The organism is Cellulomonas pakistanensis (assembly GCF_016862755.1).
GTDB lineage: Bacteria > Actinomycetota > Actinomycetes > Actinomycetales > Cellulomonadaceae > Cellulomonas > Cellulomonas pakistanensis.
On record NZ_BONO01000020.1, the window covers coordinates 68,947 to 91,351 of the forward strand.

Genomic DNA, 22,405 nt, shown 5'->3' on the forward strand with positions numbered 1-22,405 from the left:
CACCCCGCGGGCGCCCGCCCGGCCTCCCCGGTCGCGGGGGCCCGTGGCCCGCGCGGTAGATTCTCCCTATGACGTCCCCGCAGGGCCGGCTCCGGCCGGAGCACCCCCACCAGCGCCGGGTCGCCGACCTCGCCGACGCGTTCGGGCTCGTCAGGGCCGGTGCGCCGGTGCCCGAGGACCTCGCCACGACGGGGGTCACGGTGGCGAGCGGCGACGCCGCCCCCGGCGACCTGTTCGTCGCCGTTCCCGGCGCGCACACGCACGGCGCCACGCACGCCCCGCAGGCCCTCGCGGCCGGCGCCGTGGCGGTCGTCACGGACCGCGCGGGCGCAGAGGTGCTCGGCGCCTTCGACGACCCCGCGGTCTGCGCGGTGCCGGTGCTCGTGACCGACGACCCGCGCGCGCTCGCCGGTCCGCTGGCCGCCGAGCTGCACGGCCACCCCGGCCGCCGCCTGACGACCGTCGGCGTGACCGGCACGAACGGCAAGACCACGACGATGTATTTCGTCGAGGCCGCGCTGCGCCGCGCGCACGCGAGCACCGTGGTCATGGGCACCGTGGAGCTCCGGATCGGCGACGAGGCGATCGAGAGCCCGCGCACCACGGTCGAGGCGCCGGTCGTGCAGTCGATGCTGTCCCGCGGCCTCGAGGTCGGCGCGACGGCCGTCGCGATGGAGGTGTCGTCGCACGCGCTCGCCCTGGGCCGGATGAACGGCCTCGAGCTCGACGTCGCCGGCTTCACCAACCTGCAGCGCGACCACCTCGACTTCCACGGCGACATGGAGGGGTACTACCGCGCCAAGGCGCAGCTGTTCCGCCCCGGCCACGCGCGCCGCGGGGTCGTGGTGGTCGACGACGAGTGGGGCCGCCGGCTGGCCGACGAGGCCGAGATCCCCGTCGACACGGTCGCCACGCACGTCGGCGCGCCGGAGGGGGAGACCGCCGACTGGACGGTGACCGAGGCCGACGTCGGCCTGGACGGCGTCGGGTCGACCTTCACGCTGCGGGACCCCGACGGCGCCCTGCACCGCGCCGCGAGCCCGCTGCCCGGTCTCGTCAACGTGTCGAACGCGGCCCTGGCGGTCGTGCTGGCGCACCGCGCCGGCGTGCCGCTCGACGTCGCGATCGACGCCGTCGGCACCGCGTCCGGCGTGCCCGGCCGGATGGAGCGCGTGGTCGAGCGCCGCGGCGGGGCGAGCCCGCGCCCGCTGTGCCTGGTCGACTACGCGCACACCCCGGACGCCCTGGTGCTCGCGCTGGAGGCCGTGCGCCCGATCACGCCCGGCCGGCTGGTCCTCGTCTTCGGGTCCGACGGCGACCGCGACCGCGGCAAGCGGCCGATCATGGGGCGCATCGCCGCGCGCCTCGCGGACGTGCTCGTCGTCACCGACGAGAACCCGCGCTCGGAGGACCCCGCGGCCATCCGGGCCGCCATCCTGGACGGGGTGCGCGAGGAGCGCCCCGCGCTGGCCGACGTGCACGAGGCCGTCAGCCGCACCCAGGCCATCCACGACGCCCTCGACCTCGCGACGGAGCTGGACACCATCATCATCACGGGCAAGGGCCACGAGCCGACCCAGGAGATCGCCGGGGTCTTCCACCGGTACAACGACCGCGACGTGCTGCGGGCGGCGGACGCCGCGCTGACGGCGCGCGAGGCGCAGGAGCAGACCGCGTGATCGCGATGACGGCGGCCGAGGTGGCCGCGGCGACCGGCGGGCGCCTGTGGCCCGAGGACCTGGACCCGGCGACCGTGGTGACCGGCCCCGTGGTGGTCGACTCGCGGCAGGCCGGGCCGGGCTCCCTGTTCGTGGCGCTGCCCGGCGAGCACGCCGACGGGCACGACTTCGCGGGCGCCGCGGTGCGCGCGGGCGCCACCCTGGTGCTCGGCTCGCGCCCGGTGACCCACGACGGCCCCGACGACGGCGGCCCGGTGCCGCTGCCGTCCGTGCTCGTCGAGGACGTCGAGCGGGCGCTCGGCGACCTGGCGCGCGTCGTGCTGGAGCGGCTGCGCGAGGCGGCCGTCGAGCCCGGCGGGACCGACCTGCGCGTCATCGGCGTCACCGGCTCGGTCGGCAAGACGACCACCAAGGACCTGCTGGCGCAGCTGTGCGCCGCGGCGGGCCCGACCGTCGCGCCGAAGAAGTCGTTCAACAACGAGATCGGCCTGCCGCTCACCGTGCTGCGCGCCGACGAGCAGACCCGGTTCCTCGTGCTCGAGATGGGCGCGTCCGGCATCGGCCACCTGACCTACCTGACGGACATCGCGCCGCCCGACGTGGCGGTCGTGCTGGTCGTCGGGCACGCGCACCTCGAGGGCTTCGGCGGGATCGAGGCCGTGGCGCGCGCCAAGGCCGAGCTCGTCGCGGGCCTCGCGCCCGGCGGGGTCGCGGTGCTCAACGCCGACGACCACCGCGTGCTGGCGATGGCGGACCAGGCGCCCGGCGCGGTCGCGACGTTCGGCACCACCTCGGTGGCCGACGTCCGCGCGGTCGACCTGCGCCTCGCGGGCGGGCGTCCGGCCTTCACGATCGACGCCGGGCGGGTGCCACCGGTCGAGGGCGACGACTCGCGGGAGCGGGCCGACGTCACGCTGCGCCTGGTCGGCGAGCACCACGTGCACAACGCGCTCGCCGCCGCTGGTGCCGCACTCGCGGTCGGGCTGCCGCTCGCGGACGTCGCGGCCGGCCTGTCCGCCGCCGACGCGATCAGCCCGCACCGGATGCACGTCGTGGAGCGCCCCGACGGCATCACCGTCGTCGACGACTCGTACAACGCCAACCCGGACTCGATGCGGGCCGCCCTGCGCGCGCTCGCCGTGCTGTCCGGGCGGCAGCGCCGGTCGGTCGCCGTGCTCGGCGAGATGATGGAGCTCGGCGCCGACGCGCGCCGCGAGCACGAGGACATCGGGCTGCAGGTCGTCCGGCTCAACGTGGACCTGACCGTCGTGGTCGGGCCCGGTGCGCTCGGCATCTTCGCGGGCGCGCAGCGCGAGGGGTCGTGGGGCGACGAGGTCGTGATGGTCGACGACGTCGACGCGGCCGCGGCGTTCCTGGAGGGGGAGCTGCGCCCGGGCGACGTGGTGCTGCTCAAGGCGTCGAACGGCGCCGGCCTGTGGCGGCTGGGCGACCTGCTGACCGGCGCGGAGCCGGCCGGCGGCGCGGAGGTGCCCGCGTGATCTCCGTCCTCGTCGCCGGCGGCGTCGCGATGGTCGTCGCGCTGCTCGGCACCCCGCTGTTCATCAACTTCCTGGTCGCCAAGCAGTACGGCCAGTTCATCCGCCAGGACGGCCCGACCGCGCACTACACCAAGCGCGGCACGCCGACGATGGGCGGCGTCGTCATCATCGCGGCGACCCTGATCGGGTTCGGCGTCGCCGCCCTGGTCACGGGCAACCTGCCCAGCGCGTCCGCCGTGCTCGTGCTGTTCCTCATGACCGGCCTGGGCGTCGTCGGGTTCCTCGACGACTTCATCAAGATCTCCCGGCAGCGCAGCCTCGGGCTGTCCGCGCGGTGGAAGATCGTCGGGCAGGGCTTCGTCGGCATCACGTTCGCGGTGCTCGCGCTGCAGTTCCCGGACGCCACGATGCGCACGCCCGCGTCCACGAAGATCTCGTTCATCCGGGACACCGGCCTGGACCTCGCGTTCGCAGGGGCCACGATCGGCGCGATCCTGTTCGTGATCTGGGCCAACTTCCTCATCACGGCCTGGTCGAACGCCGTGAACCTGACCGACGGCCTGGACGGCCTGGCGACCGGGTCCTCGCTGATCGTGTTCGGCGCCTACGTGATCGTCTGCGTCTGGCAGTTCAACCAGCGGTGCGCGCTCACCGCCGGCGCCCGGTGCTACGCCACGCGCGACCCGCTCGACATGGCGGTGGTCGCCGCGGCGGTCACCGGCGCGTGCTTCGGGTTCCTGTGGTGGAACGCCAGCCCGGCCAAGATCTTCATGGGCGACACCGGCTCGCTGGCCCTCGGCGGCGCGCTCGCCGGCATGTCGATCGTCACCCGCACCGAGGTGCTCGCGGCGATCATCGGCGGCCTGTTCGTCATCATCGTGCTGTCGGACGTCATCCAGATCGGCTTCTTCAAGATGACCGGCAGACGGGTGTTCAAGATGGCACCGCTGCACCACCACTTCGAGCTGTCGGGGTGGGGCGAGGTCACGATCGTCATCCGGTTCTGGCTGATCGCCGGGCTGTTCGTGTCGCTGGGCATCGGGATCTTCTACGCGGAGTGGGTGACGGGCTGACCGTGGCGGACGACCTCAGGACTGCCGAGGAGCTCGGCCGGGCGCGGGTCGTCGTCGCCGGCCTGGGCGTGTCGGGCCGCGCTGCCCGCGACGTGCTGGCGGGCCTCGGCGCGCGCGTGACGACGGTCGACGACCGGGCGGCGGACGCGGACGCGACCGACGTGGCCGCGTTCCTCGCCGGCGGCGGGCTGGATGGCGTGGACGTCGTCGTCGCCTCGCCCGGCCTGCCGCCGGCGCACCCGCTGCTCGCCGCCGCGCGCGCGGCCGGCGTGCCGGTGTGGAGCGAGGTCGAGCTCGCCTGGCGGCTGCGGGTGGACCGGGACTCGGGCGACGGCCCGGCGCCGTGGCTCGCCGTCACCGGCACCAACGGCAAGACGACGACGGTCGAGATGCTGGCGTCCGTGCTGCGCGCGGCCGGCCGGCGCACCGCCGCCGTGGGCAACGTCGGCACGCCGGTCGTGCTCGCCGCGACCGACCCGACCCTCGACGTGCTCGCGGTGGAGCTGTCGTCCTTCCAGCTGCACCACACGGAGTCGATGGCGGCGCAGGCCGCGGTCGTGCTCAACGTGGCCGCGGACCACCTGGACTGGCACGGCACGCTCGACGCGTACGCGGCCGACAAGGGCCGGATCTACGCGGGCGTCGAGGTGGCGTGCGTCTACAACGCCGCCGACCGGACGACCGAGGACCTGGTCCGCGAGGCCGACGTGCAGGACGGCGCGGTCGCCGTCGGCTTCACGCTCGGGTCCCCGGGGGTCGGGCAGGTCGGGCTGGTCGACCGCATGCTGGTCGACCGCGGGTTCGCCGCCCTGCGGCACACGCACGCCGCCGAGCTCGCGACGTTCGACGACCTCGCGCACCTCGCCGGTCCCGACGGGCTCGCGCCGCACGTGGTGCAGGACGCCCTCGCCGCGGCCGCGCTCGCGCTCGCGCACGGCGTGCCGCCCGAGGCGGTCGGGGAGGGCCTGCGCGCGTACGCGCCGGGCGCGCACCGGATCGCGACCGTCGCCGAGGTGGACGGGGTGCGGTACGTCGACGACTCCAAGGCCACCAACGCGCACGCCGCGGCCGCGTCGCTCGCCTCGTTCGCCGAGGGCAGCGTCGTCTGGATCGCGGGCGGGCTCGCCAAGGGCGCGACGTTCGACGAGCTGGTGGCGCGCCGCGCCGACCGGCTGCACGGCGTGGTGCTCATCGGCGTGGACGCCGCGCCGCTCGCCGACGCGCTCGCCCGACACGCGCCGCAGGTCCCCGTCGTCCGCGTCGATCCCGGTGACACTGGGACGGTGATGTCCCGCGCCGTGACCGAGGCCCGCCGCCTGGCGGAGTCCCGCGCCGCGGCGGGCACCACGGTCCTGCTCGCACCCGCGTGCGCCTCGATGGACCAGTTCGCCTCGTACGCCGCCCGCGGCGAGGCGTTCGCCGCCGAGGTCCGCGCCCTGCACCCGAGGGGGTGACCCCGGCGTGGCCCAGACGACCGACGCCCCGGCGCCGAGCGCCACGACGCCGCGCGCCCCGTCCCGGCTCGGGCAGTGGAACAGCGCCGTCACGAGCTACTACCTGCTCGTCGGTGCCAGCCTGCTGCTGCTCGTGCTCGGGCTGGTCATGGTGCTGTCGTCCTCCTCGGTGGAGTCGCTGGCCTCCGGCGACTCGCCGTACGCGGTGTTCCTCAGCCAGGCCCAGTACGCGCTGATCGGGCTGCCGCTGATGTGGCTGGCGTCGCGGATCAGGCCGGGCACCTACAAGGCGTTCGCCTGGCCGCTGCTGGGCGTGGGCCTGTTCGTGCAGCTGCTGGTCTACACGCCGCTCGGCCGCAGCCAGGGCGGCAACCAGGGCTGGATCTACGTCGGCGGGTTCTCGGGGCAGCCGTCCGAGGCGCTCAAGCTCGCCCTCGTGGTGTGGCTCGGCATGATCCTGGCGCGCAAGCAGCCGCTGTTCGACGACTGGAAGCACGCGGCCGTCCCGGCGCTGCCGATCGCGGGCGGCGCGATCGGCATGGTGCTGCTCGGGCACGACCTCGGCACCGCGATCATCATGATCCTGCTGGTCGCCGGTGCCCTGTTCGTCGCGGGCGTCCCGATGCGGATCTTCGCCGGCGCCGGCGTCCTCGCCGCGGTCGGCGTCGCGCTGCTCGCCACCGTCAGCCAGAGCCGCGTCGACCGGATCATGAACTGGTTCACCGGCGAGTGCGACGTCACCGCCGGCTGCTACCAGACGATGCACGGCATGCAGGCCCTCGCGACGGGCGGGTGGTTCGGCCTCGGGCTCGGCCAGAGCCGCGAGAAGTGGTCCTACCTGCCCGAGGCGCACAACGACTTCATCTTCGCGATCATCGGCGAGGAGCTCGGCCTGATCGGCACACTGCTGGTGCTCGCGCTGTTCGGCGTGCTGGCGTTCGCGATGTTCCGGGTCATCGCCCGGCACCGCGACCCGTTCGCCCAGATCGTCACCGGGGGCGTCGCCGCGTGGATCATCGGCCAGGCGCTGGTGAACATGGGCGTGGTCGTCGGCCTGCTGCCGGTCATCGGGGTGCCGCTGCCGCTGGTCTCCGCCGGCGGGTCCGCGCTCATCACGACGCTCGTGGCGCTGGGCGTGGTGATCTCGTTCGCCCGCACCGAGCCGGGCGCCGCCGAGGCCCTGGCGGCGCGGCCCGGCGTGGTCCGCCGCTCGCTCGCCGTGATCGGCCGGACCCGTGCCTGACGGCCGCCCGGGTGGCGACCCCGCCCGCGCCCCCGCACCCTGACGGCGACCCGCCGCCCCGCCCCGCCCCTGAACCGGAGGACCCTGTGACCGCTCCCGACGCCCCGACCCCGGCGGAGGGCGCCGAGCCCCGGCCCCGCGCGGTGCTGCTCGCCGGCGGTGGCACGGCCGGGCACGTCAACCCGCTGCTGGCCGTCGCGGAGGAGCTCCGGGCGCGTGACCCCGAGCTGCGGCTCGCGGTCCTCGGCACGGAGGAGGGTCTCGAGGCCCGGCTGGTGCCGGAGCGTGGCCTCGACATGTACGTCGTGCCGAAGGTGCCGCTGCCGCGCCGCCCGACGCCGGACTGGTTCAAGCTGCCCTCCCGGCTGCGCGCGGCCGTGGACGCCGCCGGCGCCGCGATCGACGAGCTCGGCGCGGGCGCGGTCGTCGGCTTCGGCGGCTACGTCTCGACGCCCGCCTACCTGGCCGCGCGGTCCCGCGGCGTGCCGGTCGTCGTGCACGAGCAGAACGCGCGCGCGGGGCTGGCCAACCGGCTCGGCGCGCGGCAGGCGGTCGCGGTCGCGGTCACGTTCCCCGGCACCCGGCTCCCGCGCGCGCAGGTCACCGGCCTGCCGCTGCGCCCGGAGATCGCCGACCTGCTGGCGCAGCGCGCCGCGGACGCGGACGGCACCCGGCGGCGCGCCGCGGCGGAGCTCGGCTTCGACCCCGAGCGGGTCACGCTGCTCGTCACCGGCGGCTCGCTGGGCGCGCTGTCGGTGAACCGGGCGGTCGCCGCCCAGGCCGCCGCGATCCTCGCGACCGGCGCCGAGGTGCTGCACCTGACCGGCACCGGCAAGGCCGAGGAGGTGCGCGCGGCCGTCCGCGGGATCCCCGGGGCCGAGCGGTACCACGTGCGCGAGTACCTCGCCGAGATGGAGCAGGCGCTGGCCGTCGCCGACCTGGTGCTGTGCCGGTCCGGCGCGGGCACCGTCAGCGAGCTGGCCGCCCTCGGCATCCCCGCCGTCTACGTGCCGCTCCCGGTCGGCAACGGCGAGCAGCGCCTCAACGCGCAGCCGGTGGTCGCCGAGGGCGGCGGCGTGCTCGTCGCCGACGAGGAGCTGACCGGCGGCTGGATCGCCGCGCACCTGCTGCCGCTGCTCGCGCCCGAGGCCGCCGACCGCCGCCGCGCGATGGGCGAGGCCGCCGCGCGCGTCGGCGTGCCGGACGCCGCGGGGCGGGTCGCGGACCTGGTGGAGGACGCGCTGGCCGAGGGCGAGCGCCGGGCGGCCGAGCGCGCGGAGGCGGAGCGGCTCGCGGCCGAGCAGGCCGCCGAGCGCGAGGCGCAGCGGGCCGCGGCCGAGGCGGAGCGGGCGGAGCGCGCCGAGCAGGACCGGCTCGCGGCCGAGCGGGCGGACGCCGAGCGCGCCGCCGCGGAGGCCGCGGCGGGGGCGGGCGACGACGACGGGCACGCCGCGGCCGGCGGTGGTGGTGGCGCCGCCGCCGCGCCGCTGACCGTCGCGACTCCGGTGGTCGGTGCGGCGTCCGGCGCGTCCGACTCGTCCGGCGCGCCGGCCGACCACGCGGCGGGGGCCCCGGCCGGTGGGCTCGCCGAGCTCGGCCGGGTGCATCTGGTGGGCGTCGGCGGCGCGGGGATGTCCGCCATCGCCGGCCTGCTCGCCGCCCGCGGGCTCGCCGTGTCCGGCTCGGACGCCCAGGAGGGCCCGGCCCTCGACGGCCTGCGCGCCGCGGGCGTCACCGTGCACGTCGGCCACGACGCCGCGCACGTGGAGGACGTCGACACCGTCGTGCTGTCCAGCGCGATCCGCGAGACCAACCCCGAGCTGGCGCGGGCGCGCGAGCGCGGGCTGCCGGTGCTGCACCGCTCCGAGGCGCTGGCCGCGCTCATGACCGGGCGGATCGGGATCGCCGTCGCCGGCGCGCACGGCAAGACCACCACGTCCGCCATGGTGGCGACCGCGCTGGCCGCCGCCGGGCGGGACGACCAGGTGCTCGACCCGTCGTACGCGATCGGGGGCACGGTGCTCACCCCCGGCGGCGCGACGCCGGGCTACCGGACCGGCGCCGGCGACGCGTTCGTCGCGGAGGCGGACGAGTCGGACGGCTCGTTCCTCGCGTACGCGCCGGCCGTCGCGATCGTCACCAACGTCGAGCCCGACCACCTGGACCACCACGGCACCACGGAGGCGTTCGAGGCCGCGTTCGCGGCGTTCGCCGACCGGGTCCTCGACGGCGGCGCGCTGGTCGCGTGCCTGGACGACGCGGGCTCCGCGCGCCTGGTCGCCGAGGTGGGGGAGCGGCTCACCCGGCGCGGCGTCCGGGTGCTGACCTACGGCACCGACGCGTCGATCGGCGAGCTCGGGCCCGACCTCGTCGTCGGCCCGGTCGTCGACGCCGGCGGCACCTGGCGCACCACGCTGACCTCCCGCTCGGCCGAGGTGCCCGGGGCCGACCTCGCGCTGGCGGTCCCCGGCGAGCACAACGCCGCGAACGCCGCCGCCGCCTACCTCGCGGCCTGGGCCGTGGGCGCCGACCCCGCCGCCGTGGCCGCCGGGCTGGGCGAGTTCCGCGGCACCGGGCGCCGGTTCGAGGACCGGGGGACGGTCGCCGGCGTGCGGGTGGTCGACGACTACGCGCACCACCCGACCGAGGTCGCGGCGCTGCTCCGCACGGCGCGCGGCGTGGTCGGCGACGGCGCGGTGCACGTGCTGTTCCAGCCGCACCTGTACTCCCGCACCCGCACGTTCGCGGCCGAGTTCGGCTCCGCGCTCGACCTGGCGGACACCGTCGTCGTCACCGACGTCTACGCCGCGCGCGAGGACCCGGACCCCGAGGTCTCGGGCGACACGATCGTGCAACGCGTGCCCACGCCGGGCCGCGCCCGGTTCGTCGCCGACCGCGTCGAGGCGGCGCGGGCGGTCGCGGCCGCCGCGGCGCCCGGGGACCTGGTGCTGACGGTGGGTGCCGGCGACGTGACGCAGCTCGGGGCCGTGGTGCTCGAGGCGCTGGCCGGCGGTGCCGGCGACGCCGGCGATGCGGCCGCGCCCGCCGACGCCGCGCCCGCCCCGCACGACGCCGCGGAGGCGGAGCAGGCGTGACGCCACCGCAGCGCCCGAGGCCGCCGCAGCCGCCCCGTGCGGCGGCCCCGGCGCGCCCGGCCGCGCCCCGGCCGGCCGCGCCGCGCCCCGCGGCCCCGCGCCCGGCCCCCGCGCGCCCCGCGCCGGCGCGCACACCCGCCCCCGGGGCGGCGACCCCCGAGGTGATCGGCGACGACACCACGCCGACCGCCGCGGTGCCGGCCGCCGGCCGCCCGTCGGCCCCGCGCACCGGCGAGACCCGGCGCCCCGGCACACCGGCCCGCCGCGCGTCCGGCTCCACCGCCGTCGCGCCGCGCACGGGCGCGTTCCCGGTCCGCCCCCCGGTCGTCAGCCAGGGCTCGGCGGCGCGGTTCGCCGAGCGCGCCCGCGCCCGGCGGCGGCTGGCCTGGCGGCAGATCCTCATCGCGGCGGGCGTCGTCGCGGTCGTCGGCGCGCTGGCCTGGCTGCTGCTGCTGTCGCCCGTGCTCGCGCTGGACGCCGAGCAGGTCGAGGTCACCGGCGCCGGGACGGTCGTGGCCGTGGACCAGGTGCGCGACGTGGTCGACGACGAGGCGGGCACCCCGCTGCCGCGGCTGGACACCGGCGCGCTGCGCGAGCGGCTGCTGGACGTGCCCGGGGTCCGGGACGCCACCGTGTCCCGGACCTGGCCGCGCGGCCTGACCGTCGCGCTGGTCTCCCGCGAGCCGGTGGCGGCGGTCCCGGAGTCGAACGACGTCGTGGCCCAGGCGCAGGGCGACGAGACGCTGGACGCCGGCGGGTTCGCGCTGGTCGACATGGACGGCGTCAAGGTCGGCCGTGCGGACGCGCCGCCGGAGGGTCTGCCGGTCGTCGAGGTCCCGGTCGGTGACGCGCGGATCCTGGCGGCGACGCTCGGGGTGCTGGAGTCGCTGCCGGCGGACCTGCGCGCGGACATCGGCCAGGTCTCGGCCGGCACCCAGGACACGGTGCGGTTCACGCTCCGGGACGGCGCGACGGTCGAGTGGGGGAGCGCGCAGGACTCGGCGCTCAAGGTGGCGGTCCTGAAGGCCCTGCGCGCGGCCCCGGAGACGGCGGGCTCCGCGCGGTACGACGTGTCGGCGCCGACGATGCCGGTCGTCGGGTGATCCCGCGCCGACACGCGCGCACCGGTGTTTGAAGCGGGTCCCCGCGCCCCATACCGTCACACCTAGACAGATCTGACATAACTATAACCCTCAACTTGAGGGTGAAGGTTCGTCGACATCGCGAGACGAGAGGCACCCACCGTGGCAGCTCCGCAGAACTACCTGGCGGTCATCAAGGTCGTCGGCATCGGTGGTGGCGGCGTGAACGCCGTGAACCGCATGATCGAGGTCGGCCTCAAGGGTGTCGAGTTCATCGCCATCAACACCGACGCCCAGGCCCTGCTCATGTCCGACGCGGACGTGAAGCTCGACGTCGGCCGCGAGCTGACCCGGGGCCTCGGCGCCGGCGCCGACCCGGAGGTCGGCAAGAAGGCCGCCGAGGACCACGCGGAGGAGATCGAGGACGTCCTGCGCGGCGCCGACATGGTCTTCGTCACCGCGGGCGAGGGCGGCGGCACCGGGACCGGCGGCGCACCCGTCGTGGCCCGCATCGCCCGCTCGCTCGGCGCGCTGACCATCGGTGTCGTCACGCGCCCGTTCACCTTCGAGGGTCGCCGCCGCACCGTGCAGGCGGACTCCGGCATCGAGGCGCTGCGCGCCGAGGTCGACACCCTCATCGTGATCCCGAACGACCGCCTGCTGTCGATCTCCGACCGCTCGGTGTCCGTCCTGGACGCGTTCCGCTCGGCGGACCAGGTGCTCCTGTCCGGTGTCCAGGGCATCACCGACCTCATCACCACGCCGGGCCTGATCAACCTCGACTTCGCGGACGTGAAGTCCGTGATGCAGGGGGCGGGATCGGCCCTCATGGGCATCGGCTCGGCCCGCGGGGAGGACCGCGCGGTCCAGGCGGCCGAGCTGGCGATCTCCTCGCCGCTGCTCGAGGCCAGCATCGACGGCGCGCACGGCGTGCTGCTGTCGATCCAGGGCGGGTCCGACCTCGGCCTGTTCGAGATCAACGAGGCCGCCCGCCTGGTGCAGGAGGCGGCGCACCCCGAGGCGAACATCATCTTCGGCGCGGTCATCGACGACGCCCTCGGCGACGAGGTGCGCGTGACGGTCATCGCGGCGGGCTTCGACGGCGGCGCCCCGGTGGTCCGGCGCGACGCCCGCGGGCTCGGCCAGGTCAGCGCCGGCGGCGGGGGCCAGGCGCAGCAGCCGCCGGCGTCCATCCCGCCGGCCGCCGCGGTGCCGACGACGACCGCCGCGCACGCCCAGGTCCCGCCGCGCCCGGTCGGCCCGGACGAGGAGCGCCGCCAGCAGGCCGTGCCCGCGTTCCTCACCCCGGACCAGGCCGCGGCCACCGGCCAGCTCGAGGTCCCGCGGATCTTCGAGGAGGAGGTCGCCCGCCGCAAGGAGGACGACCTGGACGTCCCGGACTTCCTCAAGTAGCCGCATGACGCTGCCGGTCCTCGGGGTCGACCTCGGCCCCGGCGTCCGCGCGGGCTTCACCACCCGCGCGGGCGGCGTCAGCGCGCCGCCGTGGGACGCGCTCGACCTCGGGCTGAACGTGAGGGACGACCCCGCCGACGTCCGGGCGAACCGCGCCCGGGTGGCCGCGTGGGCCGGCGCGCCGGTCGCGTGGGCGACGCAGGTGCACGGCGCCGACGTGCACGTGCTGCGCGGCCCGGGCGACGCGGCGGGCGACACCGTGGGAGAGGTCGACGCGCTGGTCTCGGCCGTGCCCGGCACCGCCGTCGGCGTCCTCGTCGCCGACTGCGTGCCCGTGCTGCTCGCCGACCGGGCGGCCGGGGTGGTCGGCGCCGCGCACGCCGGCCGGCGCGGCCTCGTCTCGGGGGTCGTGCAGGCGGCGCTCGCCGCGATGGTCGACCTCGGCGCCGAGCCCGGCCGGGTGCGCGCGGTCGTCGGCCCCGCGATCAGCGGCGCGCGGTACGAGGTGCCGGCGGCGATGCGTGACGAGGTCGAGGCGGCCGTGCCCGGCACCGCGTGCACCACGGACGCGGGCACCCCCGGCCTCGACCTGTCGGCCGGGGTGGCCGCCGTGCTGCGCGGCGCCGGCGTCGGCGACGTGCGGCTGACCGGCCTGTGCACCGACCGGGACCAGCGGTTCTTCTCCCACCGCCGGGCGCAGCGGGCCGGGACGACCACGGGCAGGTTCGCCGGGGTCGTCGCGGTGGCGGAAATGCCCGGCGCCTGATATGTCCGGAAATTGCGAGAACGACAGCCGACACGCGCGTGTCGTGACGTTCCTGCGCACGGGCGCATTGCTAGCGTGACCGCGCAGGAGAAGTGAGCAATTCGGGGATGGAGTGATCGCGATGGCCGGAGCGCTGCGCAAGACCATGCTGTACCTCGGGCTTGCCGACGACCGGGGCGAGCACGACCAGTACGTCGACGAGTACGACGAGCCGGAGGCGACGGTGGGACAGGACTACGAGGCCGAGGTGACGCCGCTGCGCCGCGAGTCGGCGCCGGAGCGACCCGTCGCCCCCGCCGCGGCGCCCGCGCCCCGGCACGACGGCGAGGTGCGCCGGATCACGACGATCCACCCGCGCTCCTACAACGACGCGCGCAAGATCGGCGAGGCGTTCCGCGAGAACACCCCGGTGATCATGAACCTGTCGGACATGGACGACCAGGACGCCAAGCGCCTCGTCGACTTCGCCGCCGGGCTCATCTTCGGCCTGCACGGCGCGATCGAGCGGGTCACCAACAAGGTGTTCCTGCTGTCGCCGCAGTCGGTGGAGATCACCGGTGACGGGCGTGCCCCCGAGGGCTCCCGCGCCGGCTTCTTCAACCAGAGCTGACATCGGGGAGACTGGGACGCGTGACCTTCGTCCTCGGCCTGCTGCAGATCGTCGTCCTGGCCTTCATCCTCGTCCTGCTCGTGCGCCTGGTCCTCGACTGGGTGCAGTACTTCGCGCGGGAGTGGCGCCCGCGCGGCGCGGCGCTCGTGGTCGCGGAGATCACGTACTCCGTGACCGACCCGCCCCTGCGCGCGCTCCGGCGGGTCATCCCGCCCCTGACCCTGGGCTCGGTGCGTCTGGACCTGGCGTTCCTCGTGCTCATGCTCGGCTGCTCGTTCCTGCTGTCGCTGCTCGGAGCGCTCGCCGCATGACGCGGACGCGCCCCGCGCACGCCGGCCCGGCGGTCGGCACCGCCACGCGCCCCGCCGAACGGGTCGCGTGCACAAACCGGAATGTCCGCTACGGTGGCCCGAGGTGGTCGGCGGACTGCCACCGGCTCGACCCAGTACGACCGAAGAGGTGACGACGATGGCACTGCTCACAGCAGACGACGTCCTGAACAAGAAGTTCCAGGCGACGAAGTTCCGCGAGGGGTACGACCAGGACGAGGTCGACGACTTCCTCGACGAGGTCGTGAACACCCTCCGGGAGACCCAGAGCGAGAACGAGGACCTCAAGTCCAAGCTCGCCGCGGCCGAGCGCCGGATCGCCGAGCTGAGCCGCCAGGGGGCGCAGGCCGCCCAGGCGCCGAAGCCCGAGGCCGAGAAGCCCGCGCCCGCCCCGGTCCCCGCCGCCGCCCCGGCACCGGCCCCGGTCGCCACCGCCCCGGTCGCGCCGCAGCGGCAGAGCGAGCCCGAGTCGGCCACCGGCATGCTCGCCCTGGCGCAGAAGCTGCACGACGACTACGTGCGCAGCGGCCAGGAGGAGGGCGACCGCATCGTCAACGAGGCGAAGGGCCAGGCCCAGCGCATCGTCCGCGAGGCGGAGGAGACCTCGGCCCGCACGCTCTCCGAGCTGGAGCAGGAGCGGTCGATCCTCGAGCGGAAGATCGACGAGCTGCGCGTCTTCGAGCGCGACTACCGCACCCGCCTCAAGAGCTACCTCGAGAACCTGCTCGGGGACCTGGACAACCGGGCGAGCGCGCTCCCGCAGCGCGGCGCCCAGGGCGCGACCCCGTCCGTCTGACGGACCGCAGCGCCCGCTCGTCACCCACGACACACCACGCCCGGCCTCTCGGGCGTGGTGTGTTGTGCGTCCAGGCCGCGGGCGCATAGTCTCTGCGGACTCATCTGAGGAAAGAGGACCCGACGTGGCCATCAACGACTCGCTCGACGCGACCGCTGCCCGCCCGCTGCCCGACCTGACGGACGCGGCGACCCGGTTCCCGGTCCGCGCCGGCGAGGACCCCTGGACCGAGCAGGAGGTGCGGGAGGTCGCCACCGAGTTGATCAGCGAGATCGACCGCCTGACCGCCGAGCTCGCCGCCGCCGACCAGGAGCTGTCCGACCTGCTGCGGAACTCCGGGGACGGCGCGGGCGACGACCAGGCCGACTCCGGGTCCAGCGCCCTCGAGCGCGAGCACGAGCTCACGCTGGTGAACAACACCCGCGACATGCTGGAGCAGACCACGCGCGCCGTGGCCCGCATCGACGCCGGCACGTTCGGCCGCTGCGACTCCTGCGGCGAGGCGATCGGCAAGGCGCGCGTGCAGGCGTTCCCGCGCGCCACGCTCTGCGTGTCCTGCAAGCAGCGCGAGGAGCGCCGCTGACCGACGCGGTCCCCGACGTGACGACGGCCCCCGGCGTGCTGCCGGGGGCCGTCGTGCGTCCCGGGGCGGGGCGTCCCCGGCGGCGCGCGTGCCGGCCGGCGCGGGCGCGCCCGTAGACTCGGCCGCGATGTCGCACAGCCCCGGGCCCGCGCCCGCCACCGACCCCGCCCGCCGCCGCCGGCTGGTGACCGGCCTCGTCGGCCTCGCCGCCGTCACGCTGGTCCTCGACCAGGCGACCAAGGCCTGGGCGCTGCAGGCCCTCGACGAGGGCGTGCGCCGCGAGGTGCTGGGCGACCTGCTCGGCCTCCAGCTGCTGTTCAACCCCGGCGCCGCGCTCGGCCTCGCGACCGGCACCACCTGGCTGCTGACGCTGGTCGCGATCGCCGTCGTGGTCGTGATCGTGCGGGTCGCCGGCCGGCTCGGGTCCCGCGCCTGGGCCGTGGCGCTCGGGCTGCTGCTCGGCGGCGCGCTCGGCAACCTCGTGGACCGGCTGTTCCGGGCCCCGGGGGTGTTCCGCGGGCACGTCGTCGACTTCATCGCGTATCTCGACTGGTTCGTCGGGAACGTCGCGGACATCGCGATCGTGGTGGCCGCGGGGCTGCTCATGATCCTGTCGCTGATGGGCATCCGGCTGGACGGGACCCGCGAGGGGCGGGACGCCGACGACCACGAGGCGGCGGAGGCCGACGCGGCCGACGGCGCGCGCGCGGGCTCCGACGCGCCGGCCGCCGACGTGCCGGCCTCGGACGCGCGCGCCTCGGACGCGCCGGCCGCGCCCGCCCCGGCCGCGGACGCGCCCGTCGTCCCCGAGACCCCCACGCGCCGCGATGTCTGACGTCCGCACGCTCCCCGTCCCCGACGCCCTGGCCGGCGAGCGGGTCGACGCCGCGCTGTCCCGGATGCTCGGCCTGTCCCGCACCCGCGCCGCCGAGCTCGCGGAGGGCGGCTACGTGCGCGTCGACGGCGTCGAGGTCGGCAAGTCCGCCCGGCTGCCCGCCGACGCCTGGCTCGAGGTCGAGATGCCGTCCGCCGCGCCGGTGTCCACCGTGCCCACCGAGGACGACGTGCCCGCGCTGCGGGTGGCGTACGAGGACGACGACGTCGTGGTCGTCGACAAGCCGGTCGGCGTCGCCGCGCACCCCTCGCCGGGCTGGACCGGCCCGACCGTCGTCGGCGTGCTCGCCGCGCGCGGCTACCGGGTGTCCACGTCGGGCGCGGCGGAGCGCCAGGGCGTCGTGCACCGGCTCGACGTCGGCACGTCCGGGCTCATGGTGGTCGCCAAGAGCGAGCACGCGTACACGGTGCTCAAGCGCGCGTTCAAGGAGCGCACGGTCGACAAGGTCTACCACGCGCTGGCGCAGGGCCACCCCGAGCCGACGACGGGCACGATCGACGCCCCGATCGGCCGGCACCCGAGCCAGGACTGGAAGTTCGCGGTCACCGCGGACGGCAAGCCCTCGGTGACGCACTACGAGGTGCTCGAGATGCTGCCGGCGGCGTCGCTGTGCGAGGTGCACCTCGAGACCGGGCGCACGCACCAGATCCGGGTGCACTTCTCGGCCCTGCGGCACCCGCTGGTCGGGGACCTCACCTACGGTGCCGACCCGGCGCTGGCGGAGCGGGTCGGCCTGTCCCGGCAGTGGCTGCACGCGATGCGGCTCGGGTTCGCGCACCCGGCGGACGGCCGGTGGCTCGAGGTGTCGAGCGAGTACCCCGCGGACCTCTCCCGGGCGCTCGAGACGCTGCGCGACGGCTACCGCTGACCCCGCCGCTGTGACGTCGGTCGCGGGGGCGGCGGGGCGGTCCGGGGCTGTCGGAGCCGCGACCTAGGATGGCTCGCATGGCCTCGGGTTCCGACTTCGTCCACCTGCACGTCCACTCCGAGTACTCGATGCTCGACGGCGCCGCGCGGGTGGGGGAGATGCTCGCGGAGGCGAAGCGCCTGGGCCAGACCGCGATGGCGATCACGGACCACGGCTACCTGTTCGGCGCGTTCGACTTCTACTCGCAGGCCAAGAAGGCCGGCATCAAGCCGATCATCGGCGTCGAGGCGTACGTGACCCCCGGCACCAGCCGGTTCGACCAGACGCGCGTCCGCTGGGGCGAGGCGCACCAGGCCGCCGACGACGTGTCCGCGCGCGGCGCCTACACGCACATGACGCTGCTCTCGCGCACCACCGAGGGCATGCACAACCTGTTCCGGATGGGGTCGCTCGCGTCCCTCGACGGGCAGATGGGCAAGTGGCCGCGCATGGACCGCGAGCTGCTGCAGACGTACTCCGAGGGCCTCATCGCGACCTCCGGCTGCCCGTCCAGCGAGGTGCAGACCCGGCTCCGGCTCGGGCACTGGGACGAGGCCGTGCGCGCGGCGGGCGAGCTGCAGGACATCTTCGGCAAGGAGAACTTCTTCGTCGAGGTCATGGACCACGGCCTGGAGATCGAGCGCCGGACGATCAAGGACCTCATCCGGGTCGCCGAGACGATCGGCGCGCCGCTGGTCGCCACCAACGACCTGCACTACACGACCAAGGACGACGCGCACGCGCACGAGGTGCTGCTCGCGGTGCAGTCCGGGTCGACGCTCGACGAGCCGACCTACGACCAGGGCGGGTCGCGGTTCGCGTTCGGCGGCGACGGCTACTACGTGAAGTCGGCCGACGAGATGCGCCGCACCTGGGCCGAGCTGCCCGAGGCGGTCGACAACACGCTGCTGATCGCCGAGCGGTGCGAGGTCGAGTTCCCGACCGGCGCCAACTACATGCCGCGGTTCCCCGTCCCGGCCGGCGAGGACGAGAACTCCTGGTTCGTCAAGGAGGTCGAGCGCGGCCTGCAGAAGCGGTACAAGGGCCAGGTGCCCGACGACGTGCGCAAGCAGGCGGAGTACGAGACCGGCGTCATCGTCCAGCTGGGCTTCTCCGGCTACTTCCTCGTGGTCGCCGACTTCATCCAGTGGGCCAAGGACCAGGGCATCCGCGTCGGGCCGGGCCGTGGCTCCGCCGCCGGCTCGATGGCCTCCTACGCGATGGGCATCACCGAGCTCGACCCGCTGCGGCACGGGCTCATCTTCGAGCGGTTCCTCAACCCCGAGCGCGTCTCCTGGCCCGACGTCGACGTCGACTTCGACGAGCGCCGGCGCGGCGAGGTCATCCGGTACGTCACCGAGAAGTACGGCGACGACCGGGTCGCGCAGATCGTCACCTACGGCACGATCAAGGCGAAGCAGGCCCTCAAGGACTCGTCGCGCGTCCTCGGCATGCCGTTCGCGATGGGCGAGAAGCTCACCAAGGCGATGCCGCCCGCCGTCATGGGCAAGGACATCCCGCTGTCGGGCATGTACGACCCCGAGCACCCGCGGTACGCCGAGGCCGAGGAGTTCCGCCAGGTCGTCGCCGCCGACCCCGAGGCGCAGCGCGTCCTCGAGACCGCGCGCGGCCTGGAGAACCTCAAGCGGCAGTGGGGCGTGCACGCCGCCGGCGTCATCATGTCCAGCGAGCCGCTGATCGACATCATCCCGATCATGAAGCGGCCGCAGGACGGCGCGGTCATCACGCAGTTCGACTACCCGACGTCCGAGGGCCTCGGCCTGATCAAGATGGACTTCCTCGGGCTGCGGAACCTCACGATCCTCGACGACGCCCTGCGCAACATCGTCATGAACGGCAAGCCGCAGATCGAGCTCGACGACATCGAGCTCGACGACCGGGCCACCTACGAGCTGCTCGGCCGGGGCGACACCCTCGGCGTGTTCCAGCTCGACGGCGGCCCCATGCGGTCCCTGCTGCGCCAGATGCGCCCCGACAACTTCGAGGACATCTCCGCGGTCATCGCCCTGTACCGGCCGGGTCCGATGGGCATGAACTCGCACACGAACTACGCGCTGCGCAAGAACGGGCTGCAGCCGAACACGCCCATCCACCCGGAGCTCGAGGAGCCCCTGGCGGAGGTCCTCGACGGCACCTACGGCCTCATCGTGTACCAGGAGCAGGTGCAGAAGGCCGCGCAGGTGCTCGCCGGCTACTCGCTCGGCCAGGCCGACCTGCTGCGCCGCGCGATGGGCAAGAAGAAGAAGGAGATCCTCGACAAGGAGTTCGTGCCCTTCGAGGCGGGCATGAAGGAGCGGGGCTACTCCACCGCCGCGATCAAGGCCGTGTGGGACGTGCTGGTCCCGTTCGCCGGGTACGCGTTCAACAAGGCGCACTCCGCGGGGTACGGCGTCGTCTCCTACTGGACCGCGTTCCTCAAGGCCAACTACCCGACCGAGTACATGGCGGGCCTGCTGACCTCGGTCGGCGACGACAAGGACAAGTCGGCGCTGTACCTCGGCGAGTGCCGCCGCATGGGCATCACCGTGCTGCCGCCGGACGTGAACTCCTCGTCCGCGCTGTTCACGGCCGTCGGCGACGACATCCGGTTCGGCCTGACCGCCGTCCGCAACGTCGGCGCCAACGTGGTCGAGGCGATCGTGCGCACCCGGGAGGAGAAGGGCGACTTCACGTCGTTCACCGACTTCCTCGACAAGGTGCCGGCGGTCGTCTGCAACAAGCGCACCATCGAGTCGCTCATCAAGGCCGGCGCGTTCGACTCGCTCGGCCACGCGCGCCGCGCGCTGCTGCTCGTGCACGAGCAGGCCGTCGAGTCCGTCATCGGCGTCAAGCGCAAGGAGGCCGAGGGGCAGTTCGACCTGTTCGCCGACCTCGGCACCGACGACGGCCCCGGGTTCTCGGTGCAGGTGCCCGACGTGCCCGACTGGGACAAGAAGCAGCGGCTGCAGTTCGAGCGCGAGATGCTCGGCCTGTACGTGTCCGACCACCCGCTGTCCGGCCTGGAGCACGTGCTGTCCGCCGCCGCCGACGTCTCGATCGCGACGCTCAACGCGGACGAGGCGCGGCCGGACGGGTCGACCGTCGTCGTGTCCGGGCTCGTGACGTCGCTGCAGCGCAAGATGTCCAAGCAGGGCAACCCGTGGGCCGCCGTGACGCTGGAGGACATGGAGGGCTCCGTCGAGATCATGTTCTTCGGCGAGACCTACCTGGCCTACTCGACCGTGCTCGCCGAGGACGCCGTGATCGTGGTCCGCGGGCGGGTGCGCCGCCGGGACGACGCGATGCAGCTCCAGGCGATGGAGGTGTCGCTGCCGGACCTCTCGGCCGTCGCGGACGCCCCGGTCGTCGTCACGCTGTCCGAGGCCCGGTGCATCCCGCCGGTCGTCGAGCGGCTGCGCGAGGTCGTGCAGACCCACCCCGGGATCACCGAGCTGCACCTGCGGGTCACGCGGCCGGGCGGGCGGACGACCGTGCTGCGCGCGGGGGAGGCGCTGCGGGTCGAGCGGTCGCCCGCGCTGTACGGCGACCTCAAGGCGCTGCTGGGCCCGGGCTGCCTCGCGTCGGCGGCGACGCCGGTGGGGGTCTGACCCGCGGGGCTCCCGCCGCGCGGGCCGCGCTTCGCGTGCGTCCCGCTTCCCGCCCGCTGCGCTTCCTGCGCGCCGCGCTGCCTGCGCGCGCCGCTTCCCGCGCACCCGCGGCCGTGCCTGTCGCCGAGTCTCCACGTCGTGCCCGTGCGAGCCGCCGACCGCAGAGTCGTGCGGCGGAGACTCGGCGCGATTAACCCTTGCGTTATATAACCCAAGATGGAAACATCGGCGGCGTGCAGGTGATGGACGCGTTGGGGGACCCGGTCCGGCGGCGGCTCGTGGAGCTGCTCGCCGACGGTTCGCGGCCGGCGGGGGACCTCGCCGCCGCGGTCGGCGTCGAGTTCGGCATCAGCCAGCCCGCCGCGTCCCGCCATCTGCGCGTGCTGCGCGAGGCGGGGCTGCTCACCGCCGAGGCCGACGGCACCCGGCGGCTCTACGCCGTCCGGCCGGAGGCGCTCGACGAGGTGCAGGCCTGGCTCGGCGGCGTCCGGCGGTTCTGGGACCAGCGGCTCGACGCGCTGGGCACCGAGGTCGCGCGCGGGCGCCGGGAGCGCGGCGCTGCGGGGCCGGCGACCGCCGGCGACCGCGACGGCGACGGCAAGGGGCAGGCGCGATGACGGACGGCACGAGCACCGAGGACACGGGCACGCCGCTGGGGGCGATGCGGCTCGGTGGGGAGGCGTCGGTGACGTTCCGCCGCCGGTACCCGACCGACCCGGCGAACCTGTGGGACGCGGTGACGACCCCGGAGCGGCTGGCGCGCTGGCTCGGGCCGGTCCACGGCGATCTGGCCCCCGGCGGCCGGTACGAGCTGCGGATGGGCGCCGACGAGCCCGGCTCCGACCAGAACGCCACGGGCGTCGTGCGCTCGTGCGACCCGCCCCGGGCGTTCGCGGTCGAGTGGTGCTTCCCCGGCGAGCGGCCGAGCGAGGTCGAGGTCCGGGTGGAGCCGGCTGCCGGGCCCCGCGAGGCGGAGCACCATGCGGTGCTGGTGCTCGTGCACACCCGCCTCGAGGACGCGCAGGCCGTCGGCTACGGCGCCGGCTGGCACACGTCCCTGGACCAGCTCGCCGACCACGTCGCGGGGACCGCGATCCGCGACTGGGACGCCCGCTTCACGGAGCTGCTCCCGCGCTACCGCGCCGCTGCCGCGCCCACCGCCTGACGCGAGGCGCGCCGACCCGGCGCTCGGCGCCGCGACCCGCGACACCCGCCCGGCCGCCGCCGTCGGCCCCGCGCCGCCCAACCCCGCGCCGCCCAACCCCGCGCCGCCCAAGCCCGCGCTGCCCAACTCCGCGCTGCCCAACTCCGCGCTGCCCAACTCCGCGCTGCCCAACTCCGCGCTGCCCAACTCCGCGCTGCCCAACTCCGCG

Annotated in this window: 18 protein-coding genes; all 18 read left to right on the forward strand. The window is 75.3% G+C overall.

The annotated features are described in order from the left end of the window. Positions 1 to 68: 68 nt before the first annotated feature. Positions 69 to 1,679: a UDP-N-acetylmuramoyl-L-alanyl-D-glutamate--2,6-diaminopimelate ligase gene (locus tag Cpa01nite_RS13290; protein ID WP_203669232.1), complete on the forward strand. Its 1,611-nt coding sequence runs from the start codon at positions 69 to 71 to the stop codon at positions 1,677 to 1,679. Then, entirely contained in the window at positions 1,676 to 3,178 is a 1,503-nt protein-coding gene (locus Cpa01nite_RS13295; protein WP_203669233.1) for a UDP-N-acetylmuramoyl-tripeptide--D-alanyl-D-alanine ligase, read from the forward strand. The genes Cpa01nite_RS13290 and Cpa01nite_RS13295 overlap by 4 nt, the downstream gene beginning before the upstream one ends. After that, positions 3,175 to 4,251, forward strand: a complete 1,077-nt coding sequence (mraY, locus tag Cpa01nite_RS13300) for a phospho-N-acetylmuramoyl-pentapeptide-transferase (RefSeq protein ID WP_203669234.1) — start codon at positions 3,175 to 3,177, stop codon at positions 4,249 to 4,251. The genes Cpa01nite_RS13295 and mraY overlap by 4 nt, the downstream gene beginning before the upstream one ends. Beyond that, positions 4,236 to 5,705, forward strand: a complete 1,470-nt coding sequence (murD, locus tag Cpa01nite_RS13305) for a UDP-N-acetylmuramoyl-L-alanine--D-glutamate ligase (protein WP_239068765.1) — start codon at positions 4,236 to 4,238, stop codon at positions 5,703 to 5,705. Before mraY ends, murD begins: the two co-directional genes overlap by 16 nt. A 7-nt stretch (positions 5,706 to 5,712) precedes the next feature. Further along, complete coding sequence (gene ftsW, locus Cpa01nite_RS13310; RefSeq protein ID WP_203669235.1) at positions 5,713 to 6,948, forward strand: putative lipid II flippase FtsW; 1,236 nt, start codon at positions 5,713 to 5,715, stop codon at positions 6,946 to 6,948. 86 nt (positions 6,949 to 7,034) lie between these two features. Beyond that, positions 7,035 to 10,043: a UDP-N-acetylmuramate--L-alanine ligase gene (gene murC, locus Cpa01nite_RS18940; RefSeq protein ID WP_308439382.1), complete on the forward strand. Its 3,009-nt coding sequence runs from the start codon at positions 7,035 to 7,037 to the stop codon at positions 10,041 to 10,043. 161 nt (positions 10,044 to 10,204) lie between these two features. Continuing rightward, positions 10,205 to 11,146, forward strand: coding sequence for a cell division protein FtsQ/DivIB (locus Cpa01nite_RS13320; RefSeq protein WP_239068766.1), 942 nt, complete (start codon positions 10,205 to 10,207; stop codon positions 11,144 to 11,146). Between the two features lie 141 nt (positions 11,147 to 11,287). Beyond that, positions 11,288 to 12,538, forward strand: a complete 1,251-nt coding sequence (ftsZ, locus tag Cpa01nite_RS13325) for a cell division protein FtsZ (protein ID WP_203669237.1) — start codon at positions 11,288 to 11,290, stop codon at positions 12,536 to 12,538. 4 nt (positions 12,539 to 12,542) lie between these two features. Beyond that, on the forward strand, positions 12,543 to 13,304 hold the full coding sequence (gene pgeF / locus Cpa01nite_RS13330; RefSeq protein ID WP_203669238.1) for a peptidoglycan editing factor PgeF: 762 nt from the start codon (positions 12,543 to 12,545) through the stop codon (positions 13,302 to 13,304). 121 nt (positions 13,305 to 13,425) lie between these two features. After that, on the forward strand, positions 13,426 to 13,914 hold the full coding sequence (locus Cpa01nite_RS13335) for a cell division protein SepF (RefSeq protein ID WP_203669239.1): 489 nt from the start codon (positions 13,426 to 13,428) through the stop codon (positions 13,912 to 13,914). Positions 13,915 to 13,934: 20 nt separating this feature from the next. Beyond that, positions 13,935 to 14,225 carry a YggT family protein gene (locus Cpa01nite_RS13340; protein WP_203669240.1) on the forward strand — a complete coding sequence of 97 codons (291 nt, stop codon included), beginning with the start codon at positions 13,935 to 13,937 and terminating at the stop codon, positions 14,223 to 14,225. A 157-nt stretch (positions 14,226 to 14,382) separates the two neighbouring features. Beyond that, positions 14,383 to 15,039 carry a DivIVA domain-containing protein gene (locus tag Cpa01nite_RS13345; protein WP_147793779.1) on the forward strand — a complete coding sequence of 219 codons (657 nt, stop codon included), beginning with the start codon at positions 14,383 to 14,385 and terminating at the stop codon, positions 15,037 to 15,039. A 130-nt stretch (positions 15,040 to 15,169) separates the two neighbouring features. Next, on the forward strand, positions 15,170 to 15,622 hold the full coding sequence (locus Cpa01nite_RS13350; protein ID WP_373307421.1) for a TraR/DksA family transcriptional regulator: 453 nt from the start codon (positions 15,170 to 15,172) through the stop codon (positions 15,620 to 15,622). Positions 15,623 to 15,749: 127 nt separating this feature from the next. After that, on the forward strand, positions 15,750 to 16,457 hold the full coding sequence (locus Cpa01nite_RS13355) for a signal peptidase II (protein WP_203669242.1): 708 nt from the start codon (positions 15,750 to 15,752) through the stop codon (positions 16,455 to 16,457). After that, positions 16,450 to 17,385, forward strand: coding sequence for an RluA family pseudouridine synthase (locus tag Cpa01nite_RS13360; protein WP_203669243.1), 936 nt, complete (start codon positions 16,450 to 16,452; stop codon positions 17,383 to 17,385). The genes Cpa01nite_RS13355 and Cpa01nite_RS13360 overlap by 8 nt, the downstream gene beginning before the upstream one ends. Positions 17,386 to 17,453: 68 nt before the next feature. Continuing rightward, positions 17,454 to 21,032, forward strand: coding sequence for a DNA polymerase III subunit alpha (gene dnaE / locus Cpa01nite_RS13365; RefSeq protein ID WP_373307420.1), 3,579 nt, complete (start codon positions 17,454 to 17,456; stop codon positions 21,030 to 21,032). 197 nt (positions 21,033 to 21,229) lie between these two features. Next, positions 21,230 to 21,649: an ArsR/SmtB family transcription factor gene (locus Cpa01nite_RS13370; RefSeq protein ID WP_308439383.1), complete on the forward strand. Its 420-nt coding sequence runs from the start codon at positions 21,230 to 21,232 to the stop codon at positions 21,647 to 21,649. Continuing rightward, positions 21,646 to 22,197: an SRPBCC family protein gene (locus tag Cpa01nite_RS13375; protein ID WP_239068767.1), complete on the forward strand. Its 552-nt coding sequence runs from the start codon at positions 21,646 to 21,648 to the stop codon at positions 22,195 to 22,197. Before Cpa01nite_RS13370 ends, Cpa01nite_RS13375 begins: the two co-directional genes overlap by 4 nt. The last annotated feature ends 208 nt before the right edge of the window (positions 22,198 to 22,405 follow it).